The 12,880-nt window shown below is 51.2% G+C and carries 12 protein-coding genes and 2 pseudogenes; 4 read left to right on the top strand and 10 right to left on the bottom strand.

Going from position 1 to position 12,880, the window contains the following annotated elements; all coding sequences use genetic code 11:
* Positions 1-2: 2 nt before the first annotated feature.
* From AC13C0_RS05465 to AC13C0_RS05420, 10 genes and pseudogenes are all read right to left on the bottom strand, one after another.
* Positions 3-1,517 carry an oligosaccharide flippase family protein gene (locus AC13C0_RS05465; RefSeq protein ID WP_482954068.1) on the bottom strand — a complete coding sequence of 505 codons (1,515 nt, stop codon included), beginning with the start codon at positions 1,515-1,517 and terminating at the stop codon, positions 3-5.
* Positions 1,514-2,644: a glycosyltransferase family 4 protein gene (locus AC13C0_RS05460; RefSeq protein WP_482954067.1), complete on the bottom strand. Its 1,131-nt coding sequence runs from the start codon at positions 2,642-2,644 to the stop codon at positions 1,514-1,516. The genes AC13C0_RS05465 and AC13C0_RS05460 overlap by 4 nt, the downstream gene beginning before the upstream one ends.
* A gap of 25 nt (positions 2,645-2,669) precedes the next feature.
* Positions 2,670-4,046, bottom strand: coding sequence for an O-antigen ligase family protein (locus AC13C0_RS05455; RefSeq protein ID WP_482954066.1), 1,377 nt, complete (start codon positions 4,044-4,046; stop codon positions 2,670-2,672).
* The gene (locus AC13C0_RS05450) at positions 4,039-5,037 is read right to left on the bottom strand and encodes a polysaccharide deacetylase family protein (RefSeq protein ID WP_482954065.1); all 999 of its coding nucleotides are present in this window, start codon (positions 5,035-5,037) and stop codon (positions 4,039-4,041) included. The genes AC13C0_RS05455 and AC13C0_RS05450 overlap by 8 nt, the downstream gene beginning before the upstream one ends.
* Before the next feature lie 11 nt (positions 5,038-5,048).
* Positions 5,049-5,696: a glycosyltransferase gene (locus tag AC13C0_RS05445; RefSeq protein ID WP_482954119.1), complete on the bottom strand. Its 648-nt coding sequence runs from the start codon at positions 5,694-5,696 to the stop codon at positions 5,049-5,051.
* Between the two features lie 15 nt (positions 5,697-5,711).
* Positions 5,712-6,050: pseudogene (locus tag AC13C0_RS05440) on the bottom strand (glycosyltransferase); the annotation flags it as partial.
* A gap of 187 nt (positions 6,051-6,237) precedes the next feature.
* A complete protein-coding gene (locus AC13C0_RS05435) occupies positions 6,238-7,119 on the bottom strand; it encodes a glycosyltransferase (RefSeq protein ID WP_482954064.1) in 882 nt (293 codons plus the stop codon).
* Positions 7,120-7,127: 8 nt separating this feature from the next.
* The gene (locus AC13C0_RS05430) at positions 7,128-8,552 is read right to left on the bottom strand and encodes a hypothetical protein (RefSeq protein ID WP_482954063.1); all 1,425 of its coding nucleotides are present in this window, start codon (positions 8,550-8,552) and stop codon (positions 7,128-7,130) included.
* A 35-nt stretch (positions 8,553-8,587) separates the two neighbouring features.
* Positions 8,588-9,004, bottom strand: coding sequence for a divergent PAP2 family protein (locus tag AC13C0_RS05425; protein ID WP_482954062.1), 417 nt, complete (start codon positions 9,002-9,004; stop codon positions 8,588-8,590).
* The gene (locus tag AC13C0_RS05420) at positions 9,004-9,891 is read right to left on the bottom strand and encodes a decaprenyl-phosphate phosphoribosyltransferase (RefSeq protein ID WP_482954061.1); all 888 of its coding nucleotides are present in this window, start codon (positions 9,889-9,891) and stop codon (positions 9,004-9,006) included. Before AC13C0_RS05420 ends, AC13C0_RS05425 begins: the two co-directional genes overlap by 1 nt.
* A 45-nt stretch (positions 9,892-9,936) precedes the next feature.
* Between AC13C0_RS05420 and AC13C0_RS05415 the strand changes: the two genes are divergently transcribed.
* The 4 genes and pseudogenes from AC13C0_RS05415 to AC13C0_RS05400 all read left to right on the top strand — a co-directional run.
* Positions 9,937-10,338 carry a GtrA family protein gene (locus AC13C0_RS05415; protein WP_482954060.1) on the top strand — a complete coding sequence of 134 codons (402 nt, stop codon included), beginning with the start codon at positions 9,937-9,939 and terminating at the stop codon, positions 10,336-10,338.
* Positions 10,335-11,636 (top strand): FAD-binding oxidoreductase, encoded by a 1,302-nt coding sequence (locus AC13C0_RS05410; RefSeq protein ID WP_482954059.1) that lies wholly within the window; start codon positions 10,335-10,337, stop codon positions 11,634-11,636. Before AC13C0_RS05415 ends, AC13C0_RS05410 begins: the two co-directional genes overlap by 4 nt.
* Before the next feature lie 8 nt (positions 11,637-11,644).
* The gene (locus AC13C0_RS05405; RefSeq protein ID WP_482954058.1) at positions 11,645-12,382 is read left to right on the top strand and encodes an SDR family NAD(P)-dependent oxidoreductase; all 738 of its coding nucleotides are present in this window, start codon (positions 11,645-11,647) and stop codon (positions 12,380-12,382) included.
* Positions 12,383-12,639: 257 nt separating this feature from the next.
* Positions 12,640-12,880: pseudogene (locus AC13C0_RS05400) on the top strand (IS4-like element ISHch2 family transposase); the annotation flags it as partial.

Here is a 12,880-nt window from a genome sequence, read left to right as displayed (position 1 = left end):
CTTCAATTCCTTCCCAGTCTGCGAGACAGATACTCACCAATGTACTCCCGCTCTTCCCTGTTCAACACCAGAAACCAGAAACCAGCGAGCCAGCCAAAACTGCCGAACACCACACCCGTCAAAATATCAAAATAGGAATCGTATACCCACACCTCACCAATGCCGAGCAGGATCGCCGCCATGATTACGGCGGGAGCCGCCCCGGGCAGAACAGCCGATAGCAAATACTGCCGTACTGGCAGATCGAGATGCTTACAGGTATACCGCAGGTACACCGGCACAAAAATAAGCCCTGGCACCACCGACGCAAAGGCGACCCCCTCAAGGCCAAAAGGATGCACCAAAATCAAGCTAAGGGTGATATTCAACAGCGCAGCCATGGGCGTAAGCTTCGCGAATATACCGTGCCGGTCAATTGCGGTGAGATAACGGCTGGCAAACGGATTGATGAACGGGAAGATGGTAAAGAACACCAGGAAGACAATAATCAGTTCCGCTTTTTCACCAAACTCCGGATCAAGCCAGATGGAAATGAATGGCACCCCCAGAATAAGCACGCCCGTGCCCATGGCCAAAAGGATGCTCACTACATACCGAGACGACACCAGAAACACCTGGCGGATGGTTTCGTTCTCCTCCTTGGCGCTCAATCCACTGAACAGGGGCATAAAAGCATGCGTGAGCGTCCAACCAAGACCACGTATGTGCTGGGTCAGATTCGCGGGAATGCTATAAAAGGGCACCATTGCAGGCCCCATGATCACACCAATCACAAGCACATCTGTTGCGTTTTCTACGCGTGTCGAAATACCCTGAATGAACGACTTGAAGCCAAAAACAATCAACTCCCGAAGCCTGACCCAAGAGAAATTGACAGGCCGGGCCCGAATCGCGCCATGCGCAGGCCGGGAAAGAATCCACATAAACAAGAGATATTTAACAGACAAACCAATAGCATTAATTCCTGCCAGTAATACAAGCCCGTTTTCCGGCGAAATATAGAGATATAAGAGTGATGACCCGACAATTGAATTGAAAATCGTGATGTTATTTTTTAAATAGTACTTCTGAAACCCTTCCAGATAGCTCTCTGCCACATATCCCGGAAACGAAATCAGCAAGTATGCACCGATTAGAATCAGAAACAGGGTGTACTTCTGATGAGGTTCACCCTGCGGAGCTACCGAACCCGAAAACCAGAATCCCCAAAAAAAGAAGAATAGAAATAACAGCACCCCGACCACTGCCATGAATGCTAAGGCAGACATGTAAACCGACTGCAAAGCAGTTTCATCCTTCTCGGCCAGATGCCGGGAAGCAAAACGGCTTATTGCCGGGCGCAGTCCAAGGTCCAGAATCCCCATATACCCGATAACGGCCCCGACCATTTCCCAGAGCCCGTAATCGTATTTGCCAAGGTTATATACAAAGATCGGGGTCATCACGAAAGTGATCGCCAGTTTGACGAACATGACGAGAACGTTAGACCCTGTGTTGACTAAAAGGGTACGTATCACCCCACCGCTCCCCGCCTCTCAAGCACACGCTCAAAAACTTGCTTCAACTTCGAAGCGGTAATGCTGACATCAAAACGCTCAGCCGCCGTTTTTCGATATTTTTCGAATTCCGCCTTAACCTTCGGCTGCGCGGATTCAAATGTTTCCAACTGCTCCAGTAAACCATCTACGGAACCAACACCGAAAACCAGCGTAGGGGAATCAGCCACAACCTCATTCATGCCGATACAGTTGGTGGCAATCAACGGGCGCCCGGATACCATGACTTCCATGGGCAAAAGCGGGCACGCTTCCCATTTGGAGGGCATTACGACAGCGTCCACACCACGAATTGCGGAAGCCATGAAATCGGTTGCCGGGAAGAAATGGAAAAAGTCGGCCAGGCCCCGACGTTCAATATCGGCCTGTTCTTCCCGGATGAACCCGCCCCAACCAAAACAACAAACGTGTAAAGGCCGGTGGGGACGAGAATCATTCCAGCGCTCAAGCGCATTGACCAAAAGACCGAACCCTTTCTGGGCCATGAAACGGCCAAAGAATCCTACAACCAGAGCATTTCGGGGGATCGAAGCCTCGGCTCGCAGATCCCTCGAGTCACCCCCTAGGAATGCAAGCGTTCTTATACCATTCATAACTGCGACAACCTTCCCCTTTGCAGAAAGAGCAGGAAAAGTCGCACGGAAATTTTCCGCCGCGTCCTCACCAACCGGGTTCACCAGATTTGCCATGGCAAACAACCGGGCCATAACAAATTTCTTTACCTGGCCCAGTCGGCCCTTGAACTGGCCCGGCATAAAGACATCGTGAGTGGTAATCACGTGAGGAATACGCAAAAGCCACAGGGGCAATGCTGCGATCAACCCGGCGGTGAATCCGTGGGAGTGAACCAGGTCCGGCCGGTTCGTTACAACCTCTCGAACAAGAGCCAGCAACAAAGGAATCAAACCCTCGGAAGTCTGAGCACTACAACTGACATTTGCCAAGGGTCCTACCAGAGACTGCAACGCGTCAGACCGGGGCGACACCAGCCTGAAAGCATGGCTCTTTAACGCTTCATCACCATAGACATAATAGAAGTAGGTTCTGATTCCCCCACCAGGATGCCTCGCAAACACAACAACTTGCATCAAAATTCCTTTTCTGGAGGCACAATCAGCGCCTGCCGGATAGATCGACCAGATTACTGAAACGGTTTTTACGCAGTGTTTGTGCTTGCGTGGCCTCCGAAGTTTCCGGGACAACAAGGTTCAACTGCATTAACCGGTGAAAGACAACAACAGCGCCAGCAAACAGATACCAATAGTACTGGGAAAGCCCCCAGTAATTCAGGCTGTATACCGCGTACATCCAGAACACAGCAGTCATCGCTTTGTTCAGATTCACATAGAAAGTATTAGATCCATGCTCCGCGATGCGTTTATTATTTTCGGCTAGCCCTTTATAGACCTTGAACAAAAACCTGAGAAAAATGAACATGCCGATGAGGCCCAACTCTACCAGCAGTTCCGCATAGAGATTGTGTGATGCCTGGCGCCTGCCCAGTATATGTGTTTTTGCCTCGGGTGTAGTGCCCAACCCATGCCCTACAGCAGGTCGCTCCAACCCCAGGGAGAATTCTTTCATTAATCCCTCGATGCGACCTTCCGCAGTTGCTGCGTTGGATGTTTCGGATTGGCCAACCAGTGACAGGTAACGATCTTTCTGCTCATCCGTCATCACCTGCCATCCCGCCATGCCCACCAAAATTGCCACAACGATCAGGCTGAACTTGTGGCTCGACTCCTTAAACACAAAAAAAGCGATTACCAACAGCGCGAGTAACGCCCCCCGAGATTGAGTGAGAATCAAGGCATAAAGAAGTGGCGGCATCAGCAGCAAATAAAGGAACTTGGCCTTAGGTCCGGATGACCATAGAAGATAATGAAGAAAGGGTATTGCGGTTACAATTACAAAACCCAGCTCATTTGGATTAATCACATCCGATGGTGCACCTGACAATCTCTGGGAGAATTCACCACCACCCAGGTAGGTACTACTGCCCCAGTATCCTTCGGTCAGATTCAGAAATAACGGTTCAAATACCCGGATTAACTGGCAACCTATAAAAACCAGCAAGAAAATCTTCAGTCGACGATTTGAATCTACCAGCAAGACTGTAAAGAAAAAGAAAGTGATAGCCTTAATAAAATCACTCAGATTATTCTTAACCACGCTACCTGGCCACTCTACCAGAGGTAATGAAACGGCAAGATAGATCAGCAACACGAACAACGAAGCTACGATAGGATCTTTTGACCAACCCCTGAATTTTTCCCGCTGTATAAAAAGGCTGATGGCAATTATCAGGGCCAATAACAGCGTTGGCCTCAGCAACCCGTAACCGGGAATGCGCTGTGAGAGGTGCAGAAAGAAATCAATCAGGTAAAAAATGAACAGGCCGAAGGTAAACGAACTGGCCTGAAACCTTGCCGAAGCTCCCTGCTCATCAAAGTAATCTGCTGACGACAACTTTAAGGCCGCGTTACTCATAAGGCGTTTCTCTCTGGGCCTTTCGCCACTTCATCCCCAACAATTCGATACCCGACACCGCTTTCAAAAACTGAAACTGATCTGAAGAACTGGCGTGGCGGCGCATGGCGTATCTCTGACGGTGTTCCCGGCTATCGGCAAAGGCCACGGCAGCGCATGAAAACCCAGCTTCACGAATCAATTCAACTTGCCCACCAACAAAATCATCCGGAGTGCCATTGGGGTAGCAAAAAGAGCGCAATGACTTCCCAAGGTTCTGATCCAACGCCTCGCAGCATCCAAGAATCTCGTTACGAGCCTCCGCCATGCTAACCCTGGCGAGCGATGGATGGGTTACCGTATGCCCTCCTACTTCGAGCCCTTCGGCCTGCATTTCTTCCAGCTGCTGCCAGGTAACCGCCCGGTAGGCTTCCGGAGGGTCTTTCGGCAGCTCTACCTGCCAGGCTTTGGCCATTGCGGCAAGGCACCGCAATTTTTCCGCGTTACCAGCCTTCAGCAGGGCCTGATTAATACGCCAGAACATCCGTTCAAACTCGCCTGCTTTTACCGGAGTCTGAACCTTAAACAAACCGAAATCGAATCTGTTCCCGGATTCCGGCGACCGCTCCAGCAAGTAACGCAATTGATCAGGCCACAGCCACAAATCGCCGCTCACGAAACCTGTGGTTACATAAAAAGTAGCCGGCACTTTGTACTTTTTCAGTATAGGCCACGCAATGGAATAGAAATCCTCGTAGCCGTCATCAACAGTTATCGCAACGCTGTTTTTGGGGAGCACCTCGCCCTCGTAAAGCGCCATCGCAATGCGCGATACCGTTACGGGATTGAAATACTTCGAGATGTAACGCACCTGCCGTTCAAACTCATCGGCACTCACATGGCCGGCCGCCGATGCCTCTGAAAAACGATGATACATCAGAATGCGGGGGCGACCCGCAGTAATCGCTCGTGCTACGGAATAACCACCGAACTTACCGGCCAGTTTTATCAATCTCGAAGCATTCACCGAACCTCCACATCAGGCAGGCCCACCCGGTTCGACACTACCCTGGCATACAGGGCTGCGTGGGACTCGATCATCGTTTGCAAGCCATGCCTGCGATAGGCTTTCTGATAACCGGCCTCCCCCATCGATTTGGCCAGGCCGTCCTGATCTTTCAGTAAGCCCTCCAAACAAGCAGCCAACTGGGTGATATCCCCACGGGGAAACAGGTATCCGGTCACACCGTGCTCCACGGCCTCGTTATTACCTCCCACATCCGAGGCAATCACAGGAAGGCGAGCCTGCATGTATTCTACAATCGCATTGGAGTAACCCTCTGATTCAGAACAAAGCAAACCGGCATCCATTGCACGGAGGATATCCCGGACATCGGAGCGCACTCCCAGAAAATGCACATGGTCCGCGACGCCCAGAGACTCCGCCAGTACCCGGTAAGGTTCCTGGTCACCCGCGCCAATCAGGACCAGGTGGCTATCCGGTACCGGCTCGCTAACCTTGGCAATCGCTTTAATGGCATCGCCTATGCGCTTTATCTCGCGCAAATTCGCCACCAGAGCGACAAACTGACCGCTTGTCGGCAAACCAAGAGCGCTCAGCACCGCCGGTCGTTCTTCGGGCGGCAAAGGCGATGGATCACTATCTGGCACGGGATAACCGTTGTAAATCACTGAAATCCTGGAGGACGAATACCCTTCTTTCAAAGCAGTCACCCGTTTAACCGCCTCACTATTGGCAACAACGCCGCGAACGAAGCGCGCTGTCAACCTTAGTGCCCGCAGATACTTTCCAGTGTACCAATAGCCCATATCCCTGCGTGAAATTACAGTGGGAATACCCACAAGAGAAAAAACCGGCGGGCAGATAACCGACGAATCGTTAAAAAACACGTGACACAAGGCGATGCCGTCTTTCTTTTTCCGCCGCGCAAACCGAAACATGGCCAGCCACGTTGTTATACTGAACAATTTGGAGCCCCCCAACACCTCTGTCTTGCAGGGCATATTGCCTGCCTCAACATAGTCGGATGACCGAAGTAGCAATAGTTCAGGCTGGAACCGATCCACAGGGAGATTTGCGATAAGCTGCAGTAACTGCCCCTCTGTCCCGGCATGGGGGCTGGTGAAATTGTCAATCACGAACAGAATACGAACTGGACTTTCCTTTTCCATACAACATGGCCCCAACGACTTAATGTGTTTTCTCTAAACCAAATACAACGCGCATGGAGCGTATGGGGTCACCAAGCCCGGCTTGCAGCAGATGGACTATCGCGGTCGAATAGCGCTTTTGTCGCCAGTAGACCTGCCCAATCCTGAAATGAATCAGCGCACGCCTCTTACGTATAGTGGCACGGCGATATGGATATCGCGCTGCCGCCCGGCGGAGAATTTCAAAACCAGTAAGCCAGCGCCTTTCCAACCCATGGCTGCTGATCGAATCACCGTGCTTTCGGTAGAAGAAAACCGTCCCTTTCAAAAAGGCGAATGGCCCTACTTCTGCAATTCTAAGCGCCATGTCATGGTCCTGGGCAGCTCGAAAAGCTTCGTCAAAAAAACCAACACGATCAAAAATAGATTTCCGCACCATTGCGACGCCCGGCGAAGGCATATAAAAGTTCAAAAGCAACCGGTTCGGGTCCCCGGGCTCTGAATGAGAATCGTCCGGGATCGGGAACAACTCCCTTCCGTCACCGGAAATTGCCATGGCCTGACCATAAACCATTGCAAATTCAGGGTGCTTTTCCAGGAAATCAACCTGCTTACTCAACTTTTCTGGATGAAGCATGTCATCGCTATCCAGAATAGTTACATAAGTGCCCTTAGCCGCCCGCAAACCAACATTCAGTGCAGCGGACTGCCCACGGTTACTGTGATTTTCATGGGTTAACAACGTCAGTTTACCGGCAGCTTCATATTCCTGCAGGATCTCGAAAGTGCCATCGGAGGAGCCATCATCCACAACGATGTACTCAATATTCCCGTAGGACTGGTTGAGCACTGATTCGACGGCTTCGCCAATAAACCCGGCCCGGTTATAGGCCGGAGTGAGAACTGTCACTAAGGGTTGCAAACCACCACCTATTTAATTCGGAAAAGCATAAACTGGGTAAACCGATAATCGGAATGAAGAATTGTGTCCAGCACTGGATCAAGGTCAGATTCGGTAACCTTCAAACCGCCAATATTCACAACAAGATTGTCCGCATAGGGTTTATTGACCAGAACATAACCGGCACCAATCTCCTCCAGATATCCGTCCAGATTACCGTTGACCAACCGGTTGGCATACTCATAGGAGTTTACAAGCCCATCGCCATTCACCAGGTGTGCATCCAAAAAGAAGCCTGTCCAACCCGACCCATCAACCTGAAAGACAACATCGGAGTCGTTCAGGATTGCATTCGCCTGTTTTATGAACGCAAGTGAATTAATTCGTGCAGGTATATGGCTTAGCTGATATCCAAGCCCGAAGCCCATCCCAAGAATCAACGCAGAGACCAGCACTCCATACCTATAGGTACCCATCCACCAACCTTTATCCGGCCAGAACCTCGACACCAGGTAAAACGCGGGCAGGTACACTGGCAAGAAGTACCAATGTCTTTGGTGGTTGAAAATAAAATGCGCTGCGTAAAAACCGGCAACTGACATGACAATGGCAATACCCAGCCAGTTCCTGCGAAGCAGAGCGAGACCAAACGCCAAAACCAACAATCCAATAGCCAAAAGATTCCTGAGCGTATAATCTGGCCCCCGATACAACAGATTGGTAAGCACCCTCGAACCTTCCATATCGGCGGCCTTGAGGGTTGATGATACTGAGAACACATCGCCAAAAATCAGCTTCATAGCCAGCAACTGAATAGCGACACCCACCACCAGAGCCAACGCAGAACGAAGGGCTAATGACCGTTCGGTCAGGGAAAGGTATGCGATCGGCACAACGAGCATAACCGTGGCATCAATCCTGACAAGCGGCACCATGGCAATTGCCAGATAGAGCCAGAACGGCACGCCTTCCTTGCCAGCGTCGCGCTGCAGCAAAGTGTGATAGACCGGCAGGAGCAAAAGGACGAGCAGGTTCACTTCCATCAGCAATGAACACATCAGGGACAAAACCCAAACAAGCAGCCTTGCCTCAATAGTTTTAAAAAAAAGGAACGAATAAGCGGAGATAACAAATAAAGACAGCGTGAGGTACCCCCACAACAGGAACTCCGGCTGCACACTTATCCATTGCAGTACCCAGGATGCAGCGGCCATGACTCCCATCCAGAGAAGATGATAGCCGGATGTCTCATGCAGGCCATCGAAAGTAGACGCGCCCAGGGCCGCGAGATTTTTTGCAATCTCGGCATAGAAAAAACCATCATCCTCAACAATCAGCGATGGGAAAGCAGTCGCGTAGGGCAATAGCGCAACCGCCATCAATGCGGAAAGAACGACCAGCAGGAGTAACTTTATTCCCTTCCTGGCGTCGACATCATCCATAACCTGTTCCATGAATTTAAATCCCTCAAAGACTTTTCAAGCAGACGTCAGACCGGCCAGGACACCACGGCCGCAGCCACTGCCATGCCCAACAGTATACCACCCGCGATCTCAACTGGCGTATGCCCCATACGTTCACGATGCACATCACGCGCTTCCAACCCCCCGGTCAAGCGATTGATGGAACTGGCGTGTTTTCCGACCTGCCTTCTGAGACTGGAAGCGTCGAGTATCACAATAAACGCGAGGGTCAGGGCGACGCCGAAGGCCGGGTGATCCAGTCCTTCCTGAAAGCCAATCAATGCACACATACTGCTGACAATCGAACTGTGATTGCTTGGAAAGCCTCCGTACCCGACCAGGCCGAAAGCCAGCTTCCGCGCGCGCACCGTATTTACCACGAACTTCAGACAGCCGGCTACCAACCAGGCCAGGAAGGGTGTTATTGCGTAGGACAAACTCATCAAGCGGCAGCCTCAGGCCAGAGAGCCCAGCCAGAGGCACCCACCCAGAGAACAACGGTAACCAGCAACTGCCAATCGGAAAACAACGCATCCGTTGGCGACTCGCCCCCGCCCATCGATTCCACCACGTACCAGTAACGAAACAGCCCGAAAAGAACCAGTGGCACCGTTACGACCAGCTCAGGCCGGGCCGACATGACAAACATGCTATAGAAAACCAATGCGCCCGTCGCCGACATCTCGGCATATCGATCTACCAGAGCCACGCTGTAAGCGTCTAAAACCTTGCGGGCCTCGGCACCGCTTTGGCTGAGTTCCTGCCTTCGCTTCACCGCCGCCAGATAGAGTGCCAGACAAAGTGTAGTAACAAACATCCACCCGGAAACCGGAACCGCCAGCGCCATGGCTCCAGCGTAAACCCGCAGCACGAAACCAATGGCAATGGTAAAAATGTCTAATACTGGCTGATGCTTGAGTACAAGGGTGTAGGCAATATTCAATGCAAGATACACTACGATCACCGCGACCACCGCAGGAGCAACAAACCAACTGGCCGCCAGCACCAGATAAAGCCCAATCATTAAGGTCAGGGCCGCACGAGGGGTAATCTGGCCCGAAGCCAAAGGACGCTCTTTACGCTTCCTGGGATGGCGCCTATCGCCGTCAATATCACTTAAGTCATTTAAAATATATGTGGCTGAGGAGCCAATGCAGAACAAAGCAAAAGCAAAAACCGCGCGGAATAGGGAATCCGGGTTGAGAAATTCACCGGCGAAAACGAGAGGAGCGAGCACAAAGCCATTTTTTACCCAATGCTTTGGCCGTATCAGCTTAACTAGCCCTCGAGCTTGCCGTAGTGGGGTCGGTGTTACTGCTGTATCATCCATAAAACATCACCTTACTCACTTCCCTGGTGCAGGCACAGCAGAAACATGAGAATCGCAACAATCTATACAATTCTTGCCATGATCGCCACTGCAGCCAATATTGGCGCCCAGGATCTGGTAATCAGAATTTACAACGGCCCCATGAATCTTATTCTATCAGTTATCATTGGCACGGGTGTGGGCCTTGTCGTCAAATTCATACTGGACAAACGTTACATTTTTGCGTTCCAAAGCAAAAACCTATCCCACGATAGCCAGGTCTTCTTTCTTTACTCAATTACGGGCATTGTTACCACTCTCATATTCTGGGGTTCTGAGTTCAGTTTTCACCTGATATTCGAGACGAAGGAAATGCGCTACCTCGGCGGCGTGCTTGGCCTTGCGATAGGGTATGTCACGAAATACCATCTCGATAAACGTTATGTGTTCCGCCCGGAGGCCACGTGAACAGAGTGGAATCCTGGGGGCGGCTATATGCCCCGCCCCACCTTCTGGTACCTCTCCCCGACCTGGAGGATGCTCACAGAAGAATCCAAAGCACCACAGGCCCGGCCCTGCCCTATGGAAACGGGCGTAGTTACGGCGATTCCTGCCTGAACGCAGACGGAACGCTATGGCAAACTCGCGCGTTGGATCGCCTGATTTCGTTCAATGAAGAGTTCGGGCAGCTCACCTGCGAAGCTGGGGTGCTGCTGGCAGACATCCAGCGACTATTTATCCCCAGGGGCTGGATGCTACCTGTAACCCCGGGCACGCAACTAATCACCGTGGGCGGTGCCATTGCCAACGACGTACATGGTAAAAATCATCACCGCTCTGGCTCATTCTGTGACCATGTCAAGCAAATAGATCTTGCCCGTACCACAGATGACGTACTCCACTGCAGTCAGACCCAAAACACAGACTGGTTCGCCGCCACCTCGGGCGGGATGGGCCTGACGGGAGTGATCCTTACTGCAACCCTGCAATTAAAGCGCACTCATGGTCCATGGCTGACGACGGAAAGCATTCCATACTACAGCCTGAATGATTTCTTTTCGCTGGCAGATGAGTCGGAAGACGATTGGGAGCATACTGTCTCCTGGATCGACTGCTCTTCCCGCGACAGCATCAGGGGTATATTTATGCGCGGGAACGCATCCCCGAGGCGAGACTGCCCTCCAGGCAATACAGAGCAAGTATCGTTTCCAATCACCCCTCCAGTGTCTTTGGTGAACCGAATTTCCCTTCCGCTGTTCAATAGCCTTTATTTTCACAGGCAAGCCAGCAACGCCGGCAAACGTGTTGAACACTACCAACCGTTCTTCTATCCGCTTGACCGAATCAAGCACTGGAACAGAGCGTATGGTCGCCGAGGCTTTTACCAGTACCAAAGCGTTATTCCCAATGAGCACCGCAAAGAAGCCACCGAACAAATGCTCCGCGAAATCAAACAGTCTGGCCAAGGCTCCATGCTTGCAGTACTCAAAACGTTCGGAGCCAGGCAATCCCCCGGCCTGATGAGCTTTCCAATGGAAGGCGTAACGCTGGCACTGGACTTCCCAAACAGAGCTCAGGAAACGCTTAAACTCTTTTCCCGATTGGACGCGGTCGTAAGAGACGCAGGTGGCCGCCTTTATCCCGCCAAAGATGCACGCATGCCGAGAGACCTTTTCGAACAAGGCTTCCCCAATCTTCAGGAATTCATCAAATACAGGGACCCGGGGATAAGCTCTTCCCTGTCTCGCCGCCTAACAGGGAGTTGAACAAAGCAATGAAACATGTAGTGATAGTAGGTGCTACCTCAGCCATGGCGGAACATTGCGCACGACTATGGGCGGAGCGGGAAAATGTGAAATTCACCCTGATCGCCCGCAATAGGGATAAATGCATTCGTGTCAAAGATGATCTCGAATCAAGGAACCCAAACACAGATTGCACCGTCCACCAGACAGATTTTGCCAATCCAGAAGCAATACGTAACACCATTGCAACCATCTCAGACGTTCCGGTCGATATCGCACTGATTGCACATGGAACCCTGCCGGAGCAGGCCGACTGCGAGAAAGATATAGATTTGTGCGAACAAACCCTGACCATGAACGGCACATCACCCGCACTTTTCGCGGAAGCGTTCTCTATGAATATGGAACCACTGGATCACGGCCATATTGTTCTGATTGGCTCGGTCGCTGGAGACAGAGGCAGAAAGTCCAACTACGTATACGGTGCTGCTAAAGGTCTTGTTGCGCGGTACGCCCAGGGGCTTCAACATCGCTTTGCCGGAACTGGTGTGACAGTGACACTGGTGAAGCCAGGCCCAACGAAAACGCCTATGACCAACGCAATGCAAAACTCCGGGTCTTTTGCCGAAGTTGAGGACGTTGCAAAGCAAATCGTAAAAGCCATCGACGCTCAACATCAAACAGTTTATGTGCCGAAAAAGTGGCAAATTATCATGTTTATAATCCGTAACTTACCAAATGCCATTTTTAAGAGACTGGATATCTGAGACGGCCAAAATCAAGCCAAAACAAGCCCGGATTTCTCATAGTACCTCGGCGAGCGTCGTAAATGGTCATCCGTAACGACAAGACCCTGCTATTGCCACTTAGATTGGTGGATATTTAATCAGTCTCTGGCATTCAGGCACACCTCCCCCTTTCCCAATGCCATCAACTTAAGACATTTCACTAAAAATATCATATAATTAGGGTCCACAAACCAACTCAGGAGTCACTGAATTGAGCCATAAATCCAACCCAACGGTTGACCCCACCAGCGAGATCCTGCTTAAAAATTGTACATAAATTAACCAGTTTGCTGGATAGCCCGGAATTCATTGCTACTCATCGCCAAAATGCGTGCAATTTCACCCGAAAACGCTATCTCACCTTCCGTAATCTGATCCTTTTTCTGCTTAACCAGCCTGGCAGTGCGCTTCAGACCGAGCTGGATCAATTTTTCCGTGTGCTCAACAACACGCCTTTCGAAAAACAGGTCGTCACCG

This window comes from Marinobacter sp. B-21 (assembly GCF_056857895.1).
The sequence above is the reverse complement of the archived record's forward strand: the minus strand, read 5'-3'. Positions and strand labels throughout refer to the sequence as shown.